Here is a 15,529-nt window from a genome sequence, read left to right on the forward strand (position 1 = left end):
TAAACCATGGATTTTTATTTGAAAGTAAAAGAATTCTTAGCTGAAAATGCAAAGGAAAAAGATTTCACAGGTGGAATTAGCGAAGATAAAATTTTAAAAATCGAACAAGATCTTCAAGTCACACTTCCAGATAGCTACAAATGGTTTCTTAGAAACTATGGTTCTGGTGGGGTTTATGGAATCGATTTATTAGGATATGACTTTGGTGGTGCTTCAGTTGTTGAGACAACCAGGGAATATCGTCAATATAGGGAATTGCCAAGTGGATTGGTAGTTATAGAGCATGTTGATTTTTTTGGTTATTGCTTAGATACCAATAAAATGAACAATGAAGGAGAATGTCCAGTTGTTATTTGGAGTGAATTTGGTGGCTATAAAGAGCTTGATTCGGCGCATTTTATAAAGTTCTTTTATGAAAGGCTACATGAGATGAAAGAAAACTGGGAAGAAGATGAAGATTGGGACGATTAAGCAAAAAATTGAATTTAGTGCCTCTTGCAAATGAGGGGCTTTTTTTTAAATTGATTGGTGTTTTTCTCTGCAAAGCTAACAAGATATTTATAATAGCCCATCCAGTTTTTTTGTTTTCTGTCCGTAACTGCCGTCTTGATTTCAGTAGAAAAAAAGAGCCCTTCTTTAAGTAAGGACTCTTCTCAGTACAGAATTATTTTATTTTTTCTATTTAAACCAAGCTTTCTTTAAATTGTTGGTAAAATTACTATCATTAAAAGGAACATTTGCTTTACCGAAATTTGCTATATTTAATGCATTCCTTGCGGCAGGAGTTAAATCATCCCAGCCGATTAACGGTTGAGTTCCACCTACAACACGATCGCTCATCATCAATTCGTGGTTGAGCGGCCATGTGCTGTCATAAGCAATCAAAGGATGAGTGCCATCTTTCATGTTGGTTCCGCTTGGTGCTACATTTGTAAATTTTCCATGTCCAGAATATGCAATTGATAAAACTTTTGGATTTTGATTTGCTGGATTATCTATCCATACAACGATTCCTTCCCAGTCATGTCTGTGACCTAAGCTTGGAGAGGCTTCATCTTTAGGAAAATACCAAGAGTACATGATTGCCCAAACACCATTGTACCATGCAGAACGTGAATATACTTGTCCAGTATTTTTGCTGCAATGTCCTTCAGGCGCTCCAGTAGGCTCTAAACCCCCACTTGTATTGCCTTTTTCATCTACTGCAGGAAAAGGCACACAGCCGCTATAAACCTTTAAATATGGCTGAAAACGTTTCGCAGCTTTTTGAGTAACAGTTGTAGGTACCACCTCTCTAAAACCCACAACTTTATCATGATCGATTACAGCTGCATTTGCTGTTGAAACCATGCTAACAGAAGTGATTACAGATAAAAAGAGAGCCAAGAAAAATTTGTTCATTATTCCAACTCCTTTTAAAAATATTGACAACAATTAAATACCACAGAGTTGGAATAAATATCAATATCTTTTTTTAAAGCTAACTGAATATCCATACTAGAGTACTATTTTATTTTTCTTAGGTCTTTAAATTCAGTAAATAATACACTCTTCAAAAATACATAAAATGTCCTCTCTTTAAAAAAGAGGGTTGTTATTTCAATAATGCTTCAAGTTTAGCTTTCGTATCCGGTCCATAAATACCGTCTTGGGTAAGACCATACATAGATTGGAACCGTTTAACTGCATTTGCTGTTTTTGGACCATACACACCGTCAATTCCGTGATTCGGCGCTCCTTTATCTGGATAGAAATAAAGAGCTGCTAGAGCTTTCTGAATCTGCGTGACAGAAGCGCCTCTCATCATTGGGTTCTTCACTTTGAAAATACCGGAAGGCAGCGCATATGACGTTTTTTTGCTGCTTGAGTTTGTTGTTTGCTTTTTAGTGGCACTTATTTTGCTTGAGCTTGTTTTTCCACCTAGCGCCTTTAATTCTTTTTCAATGGCAGCCTTAACTTGATTCCATCTACCCTCTGACAAAATGCGGTGCGGGCAATACTTGCCGTTCCAGTCTTGGTGCTTACGGACACGATCAACGCCCCATCCCCGTTCTTTAAGCAGCTGTGCCACAAACTTAATAGCAAGTTTTTCCGCTGCCTTATATCGTGCCCCTCCTGACTTGCTATAACAAATTTCGACACCAATCGACTTACGATTCCCTGTACCGTTTGTTCCATCTCCTGTATGCCAAGCGTTACGATTTGTTGGAATTCCTTGAATGACTAGTTTATCGTCTACTGCAAAGTGAAAACTTGTTGAGCTAGAGTTATTCTTCATGTAAGAAATCTCATTGGCTGCTGAAGCATCATTCGCAGTGTTATGAATAGTAATATATTCAGCTTTCATTGGATTAGGACATTTCAATCCATACTTTGATTTAGAGACTAGATTCTTTACAACTTTAATGGTCATATATCCTCTCTCCTTCTGTCTGTGTAATAAAAAAAACCACTGGCTTAGCCAGCAGCTTTGTCTGCGTTATCCTTACTCTGTTCTTTTTCGTTCTCAATTGTTTGTAATCGATCTGTTATTGTTGAAGGGATTTTAACACCGATCTGTGCTAAGTTTTCAGTTATTGATAAACCTTCATTAGCGATATAAAAAAGAACGGTACCAAATGTTAGGACACCGTTTAAATTGAGGACTGTATCAATAACGTTTGCTAAAATGACCGCAAAGAAATTGAGCAGCTTGCGGACATAGCCAAACCATGCGCTTCGGCTCCGCAGTTTCTTGAATTTCCATGCCTTAATTACTCCTGTTAAAACGTCTATTATGCTAAGAACTAGAAGTAAATCAAGATACTTCACCCCTCCAAATAAATATACTCTTGCTAAATCTAATGTTTCAAAATTGATAAACAAACTTGTCTCCTCCATTTCTAATCACCTCCGAGGCAAATAAAAAAGGACAGCCGGATCTTATGAGACGGCCGTCCCTCTAACTGAAAAGTTTCCATTTGTTAAAGATGTAAGCTCCATAACAATTTCTTTAAAACCAGTAATGTCAAAAGACCAGGCTTCAGATTTTCCTTTTGTGCTAGTGGCAAACGTTCCGTCATCCACTTTCTGCCCTCTAAGGGCTCTTTTTGTTCCCGATAAGGATTTACCCCAGAACTTCAATTCACTTGTCTCAGCCGTCCCATAAACCTCAATGAGTAACGTTTTGAATGATCCAACGGTGAATGGGTTACCCTCACCTATGGTTTCTGTTTTATCGTGAAAGACAATATCCATTGTTTTTGATTGAGTGTCTAATGAGCTAAAGTTCAGGCCTTCAGTCTGAACTTTTAAACGACCATCATCAGTTAAGCCGCTTTTATCTAGATGGACTGAGAACGGAGCAACTGCTGTAATAGGAACAGTATGGTTAATGTTTATATCCTCTTCACCTGCGCCCAATGACTGGTAAAGCAAGAATTCAGATTGCTGCAGGTTACCATTTGCGTATCTGAAACGGAAATAACGTTTAGTTAAGTGAACCCATTCAGTCTCGCCAAGCGCATTTGCTTTAACGACCAATGAAGAGACTGTGGTCCATGAATTCATATCGTTACTTTCTTCAATGAATAAGGTACCTTCACGATCAGAATAAGCATGACCTTTTACTTTTGAAATTAAAACCTGACCTAATCGATCTTGCCCATATTGCGTGTATACTTCAGTGGCTTTTAAAACTGCGTTCGTCAGCAGCTCCGCATTACCTGAAATAGCAGCGACGGGTACTATAAAATCCCGGTTCCCTTCCCTGTAAGGTTTAGCCGCTCCTGGCTTACCGGTTGCATCTGTTGGAAATTGAAAACTATATGATGCCATTAAAAATCCTCCTTGCTATTGTAGATCATTAGTGGTGAGCATGGGTTTACAACGGAACCACCCCCTTTAAGGCAAAATAAAAAAGCCCTAAATGGCTTCCCCTGTGAGCTCTTTATACTGTTCAGCTGTAATGAGTTTTTTCTCTATTCCTTCCTGTAAATCTTCGGGCGAGCAATCTTTGAGATGAATTGCCTGTTTAACCATTTCAGACGAAGCCCATTTATAATGCAAAGCCAGCACCCAATAATTCATGAATCTCTCCCTCCTTGTAGAGTAAGTAACTGCAACTTTATTTTTGAGAGCTCGCTTCCCAAAGTTTGATTTAATTCTTCAAGCTGTTTACGAGCTAGCTTTTCCTGAGATAACTCTTTCGCGAGTAGCTCAATCTGATTGGGAGGTTCATAAGACGGTTTTTTCTGTGACTCCTCCCACCAGGCCTCTAATTCTTCCTGAGTCGGTAACGGCGCCCTGATATTCCATTTCTCAATGTATGAGCCATTCCCGTCATTCCGTAATTCAAAATCTTTTCTCGGTACTGCGTTAGGGTACTTGTACATAATCGCATCATACAAAATCATAGAAGCACCTCCTAAAATCTCGGGTAATTTCTACCGCCGATTTCTGTGATATCAAAGTAGTTATACCATCCTGAGTTATCAGAGATATACCGTGAAGTATTACCGTCATAACCCACATAAAGATACATCTCTATATAATCCCCCTTATCAGCTGGAACAGTGGCAGCTCCATATACTCCAACATTGAAATCTGTGGTATCAGACGGGCTAGCAGGACTATTTCTATAATGTGCTATGTTCTTATAAATCGTTCCGTTTAAGTAGATCTCTAATTCATAGTTAGCATATCTCTGAACGTTTTCGATATATACACCGGCATTGACTAGAAACATTCCGCTGTTTGGACAGATAAACCGGCAATTATTAATGTCAAAGGCATTATGACTGTCCTTTATCTTTCGATTAAAACGAATTTTTTGCTTTTCTCCTTTGATAAGAAGTTGCTTACCTGTTGTTCCAATATTGGCATGAGCGAACCCTGATATCTTTTGCCAAGAGGTCCAGCCTGAACCACTCCACCAGTGTCTAATCCAAACTCCTGTACTGTCGTAGTAAGTCCCAGACTCATTTCCTGTCCCATAAAAGTATTGTGTAAATCGGTAATTATTATATTTTTCATTTTTGACAATGCCATAACCTAAAGGGTAGCCAGTGGTATTCCCTTGACCAATGTCCATTAATGTCAATCCTAAAGGATATTCTTCCCCTCCTGTTCTTGCATCTTGAATAGCATTGTCTCCAGTAATTAACGTCAGATTGTTATTTTTGTAGTTGGTATCCACGTAATGTTTTGCATCCAATAAAGCCTTATCCGCTTTTTCCTGGGCTCCGGCAGTTGTTTCTTTCGCATTCCAATTCTCCCGCTCTACTGGTGTTATGTGCCGTTGTAAATCATTATGATGCTCTTCAAATTCTTTTTTCGAAGCTTGCTGTACATTATCTACGTTCCCTAGCCCGATTTGCGCCTTTGTTGTATTGTGAGGGTTGTTCATATCATTTTTATGTACAGCTAAATCTTTATGCGCGTCTTGAATGCCTTTCTCCCAACGGTTTACATCATCTTCATTTATAGGATCGTCCGGAAGCCAATCTGTTTTTGCATCATAAACCATTTGCTACACCACCTCGAAAGTAATCCTAAAATCTAGCGTTCTATTATTACTGACGTCTAAATTTGTTGTTCTTTCCGTAATTACGTTGTTTTGTTCATCAAGTATCTGAACACTCTTAATATGTTTGATGTCTTCCTCTCGTTGAGTAAGTACCGTGACAACGGCACCCTGAATAGTGAGTTCCACAATTTTTGTTTCATTTCCATTCAGTAGCACTTTCGATATTCTATTTTTCAAATCTGCAGCTGTTCGCTCTCTATAAAGCTGTGTAATCATACAAGAACCACCTCGTTATTATTGAGCGTGACGGAATAACCTACCCTTAGCTCACTTGCTTTTCGATACCTTCTGTTATTTAAAATGACAGTATCTTTTATCTTGATTGGCTCATTCAAAGCAGCTCGCAAGGTATATGCCAAATGAGCTGGCTTCATATTCTCCAATATTTCTAGAAGCTCGCTCATATGCTGCATATCATCTATATCAATATCAACATTGAAACGATACTCTCTAGGAAGTAGCCGGACTTGAGCTGACGGATTTTTCAGAAACCGATTTAATGCCTGTTCAATAGCCTTATATGTTACCGGCGGTATATTGGACATTTTAGAGATTAGGCGCAATCGGCGGATCTCATCGGTGTCACCTGATTCTCGCGGTACGTTCAAAATCTTTTCCCATCGTTCAAGCCCCCAAGTTGCCGTAGTAACAAACAGCTGATCTGTCAGATCAAAGATGCTGTTATTTTGCTTCTCAAATTCCGGAGATCCCGCTTTAAGAAGTTCAGCCATTTCCTTTAACTTGGTAAGGAACGGCGGCAGGTAAGCAGTCATTTCATCGAGTTTGCTCAATAATGTTCACCTGCCCCAATTTAGGAATTTCGACGTCACTCAGAACCAAATTTTCGGCCACACCGTTGATTTTAATATCTGCGTAATCACTTACTGAAGGTGAATTGTAGACAATATTATTAATCTGCGATAAACGGATAACGTTATCTTCAAAAGCCATCTTTTTAAAGAGATTTAAAACACCTGATTCGATTTCTTGCTTTACCTGATCGATAGAGCTATTGACCTTGGGAAGTACCTCGGCTGAAATCTCAATCTCTTTCCATACCGCACTCTCCACTGTGACAAAGGCACCTATTGGCGCTTGTCCCTCACCTTGTCCGAGCTCAGGATCAATATAGTTTTTCACCTTTGATATTAAAATATCGGAAGCAGGTTCCAAGTTAGCATTGGTCACGACAATTTTGACTGTGCCGTCCCCGTTCCAAAGCGGAAACACCTTTACCTTCCCTACTCCGTCTACTTCTTCAGCCCATTGTTTATAGTGAGCTTTATTTGCACTGACAGCTTCTCGGCGCACGCGGGTAAAATATCTAGCTCTTAAGCTGTCATCATCCTCTTCTTCACGTCCAGGAATCAGGATTTCTTTGACAATGGCCGTTTCTAAACCGGGAATGGTATCCAATGACAGTAAATTGCGTCCGGTCAGATTGGCGTTTCCCGCTTCACCAGGTGTTTCACAGATGAGCGTCCCGTCTGCCGTATATTGAAAATAAAGATTATCCACGTAAAAGCGGGAGCCGACAGGAATAGTAACTCCAGATGTAAACTCTCCCGCTCTGACCGCCTTTGTCGCGGCTGTCCGTTCAATTCCCGCTTCCGCTGCACGCCTGTCTAAAAATTCGCCTTGTGCGGTATCAGAAAAAACTAGCTCAAGCACAGTATCCAGCCATATATAAGACTTCGCAAGCTCGGCCGCCGCCGGGGCTAACGCATTATAAATGACGCTGCCTTCTCTTGTGTCAATATCTGCGGAAATGCTGTTCAGCATACGCTCCATAATCGCTTCAAAAGTCTGATCTTCAAACATCTTCGCCAATCACCTCCTCATTCTCAAGCGTTCCTTCATCCGTCTCCACCACGAAGGACACATGAAACGCGTCGCCTTGTTTTTCAATCTCAAAATCTGTTACAGCCGATATCCGGTCATCATAAACCAGCGCCTCTTCTATCAGTCTCGGGATCTCCATTTTCTTATACGCGTCTGTTGTTTCATTATCTACCAGGACGTCTTGAAGCTCATTTCCAATGTCATGGCTGAAAACAGAATAGGCGTATCGCTCAGTATGAAGGGATAAATATACAAACTGCTTGATCGCTTCTAGGCCTGTGATAATTTCATTTGTGATACGGCCATTTTCAAAATCTATTTTGTAGGTTTGCGAGGTCTCTATTACTTCACTGTCATCTTCTATATCCTTAAATTCAATTTCTGGGGAAAGGGTCATGATAAGCATCACTCCTATAACGTTCTTGAATTTATTAGTTGAATGAACCATAATAAAAACCGCTCCTAAAGAGCGGTTTTAAAATATAGAAAGTAATTCATTCTAAGAAGAAATAGAAAGGGATTTATTTACTGCTTTTTGAGCATGGATTAAAGTTGTATCAAATAATGGCACTTCTGAATCCTCTACCTTTACTAATAATCCAATTTCAGTGCATCCAAGAATGATTCCTTCTGCTCCTCTATCCACCAAATTATTTATAATCTTCTTATAAATGTTTTTGGAAGACTGTTTAATTTCACCCAGACACAGTTCTTGATAAATAATATTATTTATTAATTCCCGTTCATCATCATTAGGCACAATGACATTAATATCATGAGACTCGATACGTGATTTATAGAAATCTTGTTCCATCGTATATTTAGTACCAAGTAATCCTACTGAACGAATGTCTTGTCTAATAATTTGTTCTGCAGTTGCATCGGCAATATGCAAAATAGGTATAGTGATCATTTCTTGTATATATCCAAGAACTTTATGCATAGTATTTGTACATATTACAACAAAATCTGCACCGGCTTTTTCTAATGATCTTGCAACTTCACCTAAAGCTTCACCTGCTTTATCCCAGGCCCCTACGGATTGATAATGTTCAATTTCCTTAAAATCAACACTGTATAAAAGGCATTTAGCCGAGTGAAGCCCTCCTAACTTCTTTTTTATTTCTTCATTGATAATTCGATAATACTCAGCTGAAGATTCCCAACTCATTCCACCAATAAGACCAATAGTTTTCATAACCCACCTCGGATAAAATTTTCAAAACATTATAGTTATTCTAAGGTATAGATTAGGTCTTTACAATTATTTATTTTTTCAGGATTACCATTAAATTTTATCGAGAATAAAAAATGATTGCCCGCCTTTTAAAGAGACAATCATCACACGCTCACCTGTATTCAGCGCTTCTTCTTCACCGGCCCGCAACCGCTTTGGAACAATAATCAAATCAGCAGGTATTATTAATTTGTCACTTTCATTAAGCTTTATTTCAACAGGAGAAACGGAAACCACTTCAGCCGGCAGAATATCCACCGGCGACTCTGAACCAACGGCACCGACAGCCAAATGTTTGATCGCTTCACTTAGTCTCATGAGGAAGCACCATCAGAAATAGAGTTTTTCTCCACCACATCAATGGTCATCGTGTGCGTGGATCCTTTAAATTCGTGTTTGTCTGTATCGATCCAGTATGTCTTCTTAACCCCGACTTCCGGAATTGAGATATAGACGGGCAATCCGCTCTGAAGATCCGGAATACCAATCGCTTGAATACTTTTGAGTTCCTTTTTTACACCTTTTTTCTGTGCCTGTGTGACTTTCGCACGCTCCTGAAGCTGCGCTTGGTTAATGTTATCGGAAACCGTTTCGACATACTGAAGCACACCATATTTACTGATGCCTGAGCTGTCGCTTGCGGTGGCTGTGTATGTTTTATTGTCTTTTTGACGCCGAAGCTTTACTTTTGTGGCCGTGTCATTAATTGAAGTGCTGTATTGATAGCCGGTGATGTTCACCCCCGTCTCCAGCACCCATACTTCTGACGGATCAGGCCAAGCTCGTAGGCCGAGCTTTCCTTTCGCAGAATATAATTGATAATTCCTTCCGGTTTGGCTCTTCGTTTGTTTCAAGGCTTTCAGAATCATGTCATAAAGGCTCGTATCATCTTTAAACACTAATGATTTAATGGTGTAACCCGTATTTGCAATGGATGTAGTCGGAATCTGAAAATCTCGCGCCAGGCGCTTAATAATCTCGTCTGCTCGCTGATTCGAGAACACATAAACATCTTTGTTCTTAACCAGATATTGCAGCATGTCATAAGCCGTAAAGGTCAGCCCATGTTCTTCCGGATTGCGAGAAAACACAATACCTCTAAACAGCTCTTTCCCTTTCCACTTAAACAGAACCGTATCTCCTTCTGATACGCTGTAATATGAATGGGTTCCTTGTTTCGTTATGATCTTTGCTGTGATCGATCGCGGCGCCTGATACCGTTGCCCTTCGAGGGAAACACTTTCAGTTACCAGCTCAAGCCATTCCGTTTCTTTAATGACGAAAAGTTCTATCATGTCATCACCTGCTTACTGCGGTATCTTTAATTTTTGCCCAGGAAAGATCCAGTGTCCTGGCTGTCTTATATTCCGTTTGCTTCGTTTGATCATAACCTTTTTATTGACGTTCCAGATCTTGCGCCATTTTGTGCTGTCTCCATAAAATTTGCCGGCAAGGTCCCACAGTGTATCGCCTTTCTTAACGGTGTATGTTTTAGGAGCTGATTTAGATGGCCGTTTCTTTTTCGTCTTTTTCTTCTGCTTGATCTTCCGCGGCGACGCAGTTTTGTATTCCTTCAGCTTTATTTCATAATCACGATCACCTATATCTTTTTGGCCCTCACTATAAGTAAAAACCTCGATACTGCAAGTTAAATTAATTTTCGTTCCAGTAATTAAGAATTGAACCGGCTTTTTAGATTTCACCCATTTCTCGATCTTTGCAATAGCATTTTCAGAAGAAGGAAATCCCTTATACTCAGCAAGCGGGCTATGTTTCTTTGGAAAAAAAGAAGAGAACGAAATTTCTTTCGCTCCCGGTTTATCAATAAAAATGATCTCTCCAAAACTAGCCACTTTTACTGATTCATTTTGAATTGTGTTTGAAATATCAATTTGTTCAGGAAGGACAGGAAGCCGCAGCTTGTCCTTCCCTTGCGAAATCCAGAATTCATATATGGATTTAGTCAAAAGCAACTACTCCCTTCGTTCCAATGTTGATATCCTGTTCAAGCTCATCGACAAGGACCTGCTTAATCTTAGCTACAAGGCTGTTCATGTCTTGGTCATTGTGAAAATGCTGATCACCATTAAATTGAATAATAACCTCTTTACCTCCTGATGCTGTAACAGTTGTTTGCTGACTGCCTGTTGTAGCTGCTGTTACCTGACCGGAAGATAGTTCAGTTTGTCCTTTTTGAGATGGGTCTGTGACTTCCATTCCGAGTGCCTTAGCTGCTTGGGCTAATAGATAACGTCCACGGATGCCTCTCTCCTCCGGAATGATCCATTCCCGTTTGTTTCCTTCACCGACACGTGCAATCTGCTCTTTGGTAATAAGTCCGCCGTTAGCATAGCCAACATATGGACCTCCGTGTCTCATGTTTCTAATGCCTGGTACATTATTAATTGATCCATATCTGCTTTTGATATAGCCAATCGCAGCAGCAGCGTTGTGAATCGGGTTAAGAATGTTATTCATGCCCGGCAATTTGTGTGCGTTGAAGGTACTTGGGATTGTCTGCATGAGCCCCTGAGATGGATGTCCTGCTTTCGCATTACTATCCCATAAATTGATTGCCTTCGGATTACCGCCTGACTCATGCTGAGCAATTGTCATCAGCCCTGGAAGCCAGCTCATTGGTGTCTTTGTGGCCATGATAGCGGCCATAAGCCATTGCTTCACATTTCCGCTTACTGCTCCCATTCCGGAATAAGCAGCAGCTAGTGAACCTGCTTGTTTTTCAGCAAACTTTTTCACATCAACAGAATCCAGACCTTCTACAATACCTATAGAGGCAAAACGACCGAGACTCATCATGACACGGGAAGGTGAATGAATATCAAGCTCTTCACGAAATGCCTTCTCAACTTTTTTCGCCAGTTCCTTGGCAGCTTCATGGACTTCACTTGCCTTAGAAGTCATGCCTGAAACAAAATTACCGATCATACCGCTTCCCCATCCGTTTGATGATTCTTTAGATCGGATAAACGGCTTGTTAATATGAGTGCTGACGTATTGATCAGTACCAGTTTGTGAACTATTTTGTCCGGAAGCAAAACCTTTAATCGTTCCGCTTCCCCATGATGAAGATTTATTAACAGTGTTCTGAAATGGCATTTTAACCTTCGTCTGCAAGAAGCCATCTGTACCGGTCGAAGTGCTGTTCTGACCTTTAGCATATCCATTGACCACTTGCTTTCCGTAATTCGGAGAATAAGAGATTAAATTGTTCATTGGCTGCCCAACGTTTTTCTGTTTCCAAGCGTCCATAGAAACAACATGATCTCCAATTCCTTGATCAAAGCCTTTAGTGAACTGTTGACCAAATGAAGTCGCTTGTTCATCAAGACTGGATGTGTCAATAATAGGAGATATAGAAGCAGTCACCGCCGCACTACGGAATAGCGAGGAAGTTGCCGGTTCACCTCCTGCAGATGAAGCAGACGCTATATCATCAACAACACTCATCCCTAATTTCGAAGCAGCTTGAGAAAGGAGCATTTTGCCACGACCTTTATTGTTCTCAACAGGAATAACAAATTCTTTACCTGCTTCACCAATCCAAGATATCGTTGGCTTCGTAATGTAGCCACCAGTAGCATGTTTCTTTGGCTTTTCTTTTCCCGTACCAAATAAATAATTTACGCCACTCTTCACATATCCCACGCTTTACCAGCAGTTTTTTTCGCACTTGAAGCTACTTTACCACCAACTTCTTTTACTCCGCCTAAAATACTGCTTCCCAATTCCTTTACACTCTGCCACTTTTCAGACCACCACTTCTTACTAAAAAGTGTTTCTGAGATGGAACTCTTAACACTTTTCCATATTGATTTAGCATTGTCCCATTTATTTTTTGACCAACTCTTTACACTTTCCCATTTTCCTGACCACCATTTCTCGCTAAATAAAGTGGATTTCAGCTTTCCTTTAACAGATTGCCAAACAGAAGACGCGGTGTCCCACTTACTTTGAGCCCAACTTTTTACGCCTTCCCATTTTCCTGACCACCACTTCTCACTAAATAAAGTGGATTTTATTTTTCCCTTTACGGAATCCCAAACAGATGTTGCACTATTCCATTTGTCCTGTGCCCAGCTTTTAACACCAGACCACTTTTCCGACCACCATTCACTATTAAATAAAGTGGACTTCACCTTTTCTTTTACATTAGACCATGTATCACTTAACCCATTGAGAGAAGTCTTCGCATTACTCTTAATGCCTGACCATTTTTCAGACCACCATTTTTGATCAAATAATGTATTGTCTAGTTTCTTCTTTATTTCTGAACCATCAAACGCTTTACCTAAACTTGAGCCACCCATGGTGCCTGCTATACCACCAACTATTCCACCAATGGCTGTTCCCACTCCAGGAATAATGCTGCCAATAGCCGCTCCTGTAGCCGCTCCAGCAAGACCACCGCCAGCTGATCCAATTTTTTCACCAACATTGTCTTTATTCATTCCAATTAAATCTGTTGCCGCTAACGCTGTTCCTAATAGAGGGACTCCCTTTGCAAACTTGCCAACACTTTTCAGAGGACTTAAGACTTTCCCGAACTTCGATGTACCGCCTGAAACTCTACCAGCTGAGTATAGCTCCGATCTCGTTGTGGTTATTGCTGATCCTGAACCTCTGGTTGGATTAGTACTTACAGTTCTACCGGAACGCCTTCTCTCCAACCGTTCAGATGACACAGCAATTGAACTGTCAGAAGGGTTCATTCGGTTTGGATTACCGCGTCGACCTAAAACTCTTTTCCCTCGTCTTCTACGAATGCGATCATTTTTACCTCCATCGCTACAACAGCAACATGTTAAGCTACCGCTTCGAGGTAAACTCGTTGGACCTGTAGCAGTTTTGGATTCTCTGCCCCTTGTGCTGGCATTACGAGTACTGTTCCTCCTTTCACTTTGCGTATTAGTGCCAGCTTTAGGAGTACGTTTTGGAATTAATTTTCGGATTACGCCTGCTGCATCACTTCCGACAGTACCTATGCCTTTTAACAGCGGACGTAGTATTTTCAAATAACCAATCAACCCAATTAAAGAAGGGATCACAACTTTAATCGCTGTTTTCAAATCATCCCAACGGTTGACGCTCCACTCAATGGCTACGTTTAACTTATCACCTATCTCCTCACCAAGATCGGCAATATCTTTTTTGATCTCTTTAAGTTTTTCCTGACCTTCTTTACTGTTAATGAACGAGCTGATTTTATCAAAGGCTGGCCCTAATCCAGTTAGCAGAGAAGTTCCCATATCCTTAGATATGCTTTCAAAATCTCTCATGGCATCATTAACCGGTGTCATCGGGTTATTATCCCGAAGTTTCGTAAAGCTTCGTTCCAATTCACCGCTTGTTTTGGCACTTGTACCAATACCCTCAGCCATATCTAAAATCGGCTGCTTAAGGTCTTCATATTGTGTTCCAATAAGTTCAGTCGCAATAGCAGCCCTCTTTGTTTTATCTTTCACTTTAGAAAGGGCTTTTGCCACCCTAAATAAACTTTCCTCTCCACTTATTGAACCATCTTTGAAGCCCTTGAACATTTTCTTAGTTTCCTTGGCCCCGAACAGCGTTTTAAATGCGTCCACTTGGCTATCAGACATTTCGGTTCGGCGGATGTTAAACTCACGCATACTATCGGCTAGGTTATCGAAGTTTCTGGCGCCACCCTTTGTTCCTTTTATCATGGCGCTTGCAATTTGGCCGCCTGTGAGCTTCAAGTCTTTAAAGGTGGAACTGTATTCATTCATCGTGTCCAATAAATCGTCAGCTTGGTCACCGGCATTCCGATATACATAAGCAATTAAGTCTCCGCTTTGTTTCCCAGACAATTTCAAGTTGTTATACATTGAACTAAAAGCACGATCTACCTCTGCCTGATCAGCATTCATAAGCTGGGCAATCTTACTTGACGACTCAGTCAATTCAGCCAGAGCTTTTTTAGACGCCCCTGTCTGTTGCGATAAGTTTCTAAGAGATAAACTGACTTCTTCCCGAGAACTGCCCGCTTTATTGTTGAAATAGATCTGATCCGTCATTCTTGCAACATCTTTCTTATTAACGTTTGAAGTTGCTGACACGTAAGCATCCTGAGACATTGTACTCTTACCAGAACCCATAATTGAACCTGCAGAAAAACCGCCTGCAACTGCCAGAGTAATGGTAGCATCCTTCAAGCTGTCTATTTTCGCTTCAATTGCATCCAGAGCCGCTGAAGCTCTATCCTTAATAGAAACAGTTGGCTCAGCATGTTCGTCGTCTACATCGGACACATGACGACGGATCTCATCTAATTGGTTTGACGCATGATCACGTACAGATACAGATGGTTCAGCTCTTGAGTGGTTCAAATCAGAAAGACCTCCACGGATTAAGCGAAAACGTGGTGTAGCTTGATCATTTACGGAAACTGTCACCTCATGGCGGCTCTCGGTAAGATCCTCAGCTTGCTGACGTATAGAATGTAAGCCATTTGAAGCTCGATCATCTAAATCTACTTCAATCGATCGAGCCCGACCGGTCAAACGGTTGGCTGATCGGTCAATTCGCCGCATAACTCTCTCAGTCCGATCTTCAGCATCAAAAATAATAGGGCCATTGGCGGCCCTCTTAAGTCTTTCAGCATTTCCTTGTATCATTCGAAGCTTGCGGGAAATCTTATCATGTAATTCAAACGTGGCTGTTAGTTTAGCCATAGTTAATTACCTCCCTTCTTCGCTTCTTTTTCTAACAGCTCAAGCTTATAACTGATAAACCCATATAAGAGCGCCTTGAATTGTCGCGGTGCCTCATATAGTTCTCTTAATTCTGACGGGGCGTATTTGAGCTCATGCATCGCGAAATAAAGATATACAGCCTCTTTGTCCCCG

General features: G+C 40.7%; 17 protein-coding genes and 1 pseudogene. 1 reads left to right on the plus strand and 17 read right to left on the minus strand.

Annotated elements, in window-relative coordinates:
• The first annotated feature begins 6 nt into the window (after nt 1-6).
• Nucleotides 7-471 carry an SMI1/KNR4 family protein gene (locus WA325_RS04775; protein WP_153940202.1) on the plus strand — a complete coding sequence of 155 codons (465 nt, stop codon included), beginning with the start codon at nt 7-9 and terminating at the stop codon, nt 469-471.
• 207 nt (nt 472-678) lie between these two features.
• Here WA325_RS04775 and WA325_RS04780 read toward each other — a convergent pair whose 3' ends face one another.
• The 17 genes and pseudogenes from WA325_RS04780 to WA325_RS04860 all read right to left on the minus strand — a co-directional run bounded on the left by WA325_RS04780 (nt 679) and on the right by WA325_RS04860 (nt 15,495).
• Nucleotides 679-1,401 carry an NPP1 family protein gene (locus tag WA325_RS04780; RefSeq protein ID WP_153940203.1) on the minus strand — a complete coding sequence of 241 codons (723 nt, stop codon included), beginning with the start codon at nt 1,399-1,401 and terminating at the stop codon, nt 679-681.
• Nucleotides 1,402-1,594: 193 nt separating this feature from the next.
• Entirely contained in the window at nt 1,595-2,413 is an 819-nt protein-coding gene (locus tag WA325_RS04785; protein WP_336183251.1) for a peptidoglycan recognition protein family protein, read from the minus strand.
• Between the two features lie 44 nt (nt 2,414-2,457).
• Nucleotides 2,458-2,880 (minus strand): phage holin family protein, encoded by a 423-nt coding sequence (locus WA325_RS04790; RefSeq protein WP_032725170.1) that lies wholly within the window; start codon nt 2,878-2,880, stop codon nt 2,458-2,460.
• A 42-nt stretch (nt 2,881-2,922) separates the two neighbouring features.
• Nucleotides 2,923-3,816, minus strand: a complete 894-nt coding sequence (xepA, locus tag WA325_RS04795) for a phage-like element PBSX protein XepA (RefSeq protein ID WP_336183252.1) — start codon at nt 3,814-3,816, stop codon at nt 2,923-2,925.
• An 87-nt stretch (nt 3,817-3,903) separates the two neighbouring features.
• Nucleotides 3,904-4,068 carry an XkdX family protein gene (locus WA325_RS04800; RefSeq protein ID WP_163138258.1) on the minus strand — a complete coding sequence of 55 codons (165 nt, stop codon included), beginning with the start codon at nt 4,066-4,068 and terminating at the stop codon, nt 3,904-3,906.
• Nucleotides 4,065-4,394 carry an XkdW family protein gene (locus tag WA325_RS04805; protein ID WP_188323152.1) on the minus strand — a complete coding sequence of 110 codons (330 nt, stop codon included), beginning with the start codon at nt 4,392-4,394 and terminating at the stop codon, nt 4,065-4,067. Before WA325_RS04805 ends, WA325_RS04800 begins: the two co-directional genes overlap by 4 nt.
• 11 nt (nt 4,395-4,405) lie before the next feature.
• A complete protein-coding gene (locus WA325_RS04810; protein WP_336183253.1) occupies nt 4,406-5,506 on the minus strand; it encodes a hypothetical protein in 1,101 nt (366 codons plus the stop codon).
• 3 nt (nt 5,507-5,509) lie between these two features.
• Nucleotides 5,510-5,782 carry a hypothetical protein gene (locus WA325_RS04815; protein WP_095252398.1) on the minus strand — a complete coding sequence of 91 codons (273 nt, stop codon included), beginning with the start codon at nt 5,780-5,782 and terminating at the stop codon, nt 5,510-5,512.
• The gene (locus WA325_RS04820) at nt 5,779-6,357 is read right to left on the minus strand and encodes a putative phage tail protein (RefSeq protein ID WP_336183254.1); all 579 of its coding nucleotides are present in this window, start codon (nt 6,355-6,357) and stop codon (nt 5,779-5,781) included. Before WA325_RS04820 ends, WA325_RS04815 begins: the two co-directional genes overlap by 4 nt.
• Nucleotides 6,341-7,387: a baseplate J/gp47 family protein gene (locus WA325_RS04825; RefSeq protein ID WP_336183255.1), complete on the minus strand. Its 1,047-nt coding sequence runs from the start codon at nt 7,385-7,387 to the stop codon at nt 6,341-6,343. The genes WA325_RS04820 and WA325_RS04825 overlap by 17 nt, the downstream gene beginning before the upstream one ends.
• Nucleotides 7,380-7,805, minus strand: a complete 426-nt coding sequence (locus WA325_RS04830) for a DUF2634 domain-containing protein (RefSeq protein ID WP_336183400.1) — start codon at nt 7,803-7,805, stop codon at nt 7,380-7,382. Before WA325_RS04830 ends, WA325_RS04825 begins: the two co-directional genes overlap by 8 nt.
• 102 nt (nt 7,806-7,907) lie before the next feature.
• Complete coding sequence (locus tag WA325_RS04835) at nt 7,908-8,606, minus strand: aspartate/glutamate racemase family protein (RefSeq protein WP_059352332.1); 699 nt, start codon at nt 8,604-8,606, stop codon at nt 7,908-7,910.
• A gap of 90 nt (nt 8,607-8,696) precedes the next feature.
• Nucleotides 8,697-8,963 carry a DUF2577 family protein gene (locus WA325_RS04840; RefSeq protein ID WP_336183256.1) on the minus strand — a complete coding sequence of 89 codons (267 nt, stop codon included), beginning with the start codon at nt 8,961-8,963 and terminating at the stop codon, nt 8,697-8,699.
• Complete coding sequence (locus tag WA325_RS04845; protein ID WP_336183257.1) at nt 8,960-9,940, minus strand: XkdQ/YqbQ family protein; 981 nt, start codon at nt 9,938-9,940, stop codon at nt 8,960-8,962. The genes WA325_RS04840 and WA325_RS04845 overlap by 4 nt, the downstream gene beginning before the upstream one ends.
• Nucleotides 9,941-9,952: 12 nt before the next feature.
• Complete coding sequence (locus WA325_RS04850) at nt 9,953-10,612, minus strand: LysM peptidoglycan-binding domain-containing protein (RefSeq protein WP_336183258.1); 660 nt, start codon at nt 10,610-10,612, stop codon at nt 9,953-9,955.
• Nucleotides 10,605-15,355 (minus strand): annotated as a pseudogene (locus WA325_RS04855) (phage tail tape measure protein). The gene WA325_RS04850 and the pseudogene WA325_RS04855 overlap by 8 nt, the downstream one beginning before the upstream one ends.
• A 2-nt stretch (nt 15,356-15,357) precedes the next feature.
• Nucleotides 15,358-15,495 (minus strand): hypothetical protein, encoded by a 138-nt coding sequence (locus WA325_RS04860; protein WP_095432542.1) that lies wholly within the window; start codon nt 15,493-15,495, stop codon nt 15,358-15,360.
• Between the last annotated feature and the right edge of the window lie 34 nt (nt 15,496-15,529).

The sequence above is a fragment of the Bacillus sp. 205(2023) genome (genome assembly GCF_037027485.1).
Lineage (GTDB): Bacteria > Bacillota > Bacilli > Bacillales > Bacillaceae > Bacillus > Bacillus halotolerans.

Excerpts from the sequence above, each read along its gene's own strand:
- WA325_RS04810 (WP_336183253.1), bottom strand. The coding sequence starts at position 5,506 with ATGGTTTATGATGCAAAAACAGATTGGCTTCCGGACGATCCTATAAAT.
- WA325_RS04815 (WP_095252398.1), bottom strand. The coding sequence starts at position 5,782 with ATGATTACACAGCTTTATAGAGAGCGAACAGCTGCAGATTTGAAAAAT.
- WA325_RS04790 (WP_032725170.1), bottom strand. The coding sequence starts at position 2,880 with ATGGAGGAGACAAGTTTGTTTATCAATTTTGAAACATTAGATTTAGCA.
- WA325_RS04785 (WP_336183251.1), bottom strand. The coding sequence starts at position 2,413 with ATGACCATTAAAGTTGTAAAGAATCTAGTCTCTAAATCAAAGTATGGA.
- xepA (WP_336183252.1), bottom strand. The coding sequence starts at position 3,816 with ATGGCATCATATAGTTTTCAATTTCCAACAGATGCAACCGGTAAGCCA.
- WA325_RS04860 (WP_095432542.1), bottom strand. The coding sequence starts at position 15,495 with ATGCATGAGCTCAAATACGCCCCGTCAGAATTAAGAGAACTATATGAG.
- WA325_RS04845 (WP_336183257.1), bottom strand. The coding sequence starts at position 9,940 with ATGATAGAACTTTTCGTCATTAAAGAAACGGAATGGCTTGAGCTGGTA.
- WA325_RS04825 (WP_336183255.1), bottom strand. The coding sequence starts at position 7,387 with ATGTTTGAAGATCAGACTTTTGAAGCGATTATGGAGCGTATGCTGAAC.
- WA325_RS04805 (WP_188323152.1), bottom strand. The coding sequence starts at position 4,394 with ATGATTTTGTATGATGCGATTATGTACAAGTACCCTAACGCAGTACCG.
- WA325_RS04830 (WP_336183400.1), bottom strand. The coding sequence starts at position 7,805 with ATGACCCTTTCCCCAGAAATTGAATTTAAGGATATAGAAGATGACAGT.
- WA325_RS04840 (WP_336183256.1), bottom strand. The coding sequence starts at position 8,963 with ATGAGACTAAGTGAAGCGATCAAACATTTGGCTGTCGGTGCCGTTGGT.
- WA325_RS04780 (WP_153940203.1), bottom strand. The coding sequence starts at position 1,401 with ATGAACAAATTTTTCTTGGCTCTCTTTTTATCTGTAATCACTTCTGTT.
- WA325_RS04835 (WP_059352332.1), bottom strand. The coding sequence starts at position 8,606 with ATGAAAACTATTGGTCTTATTGGTGGAATGAGTTGGGAATCTTCAGCT.
- WA325_RS04800 (WP_163138258.1), bottom strand. The coding sequence starts at position 4,068 with ATGAATTATTGGGTGCTGGCTTTGCATTATAAATGGGCTTCGTCTGAA.
- WA325_RS04775 (WP_153940202.1), top strand. The coding sequence starts at position 7 with ATGGATTTTTATTTGAAAGTAAAAGAATTCTTAGCTGAAAATGCAAAG.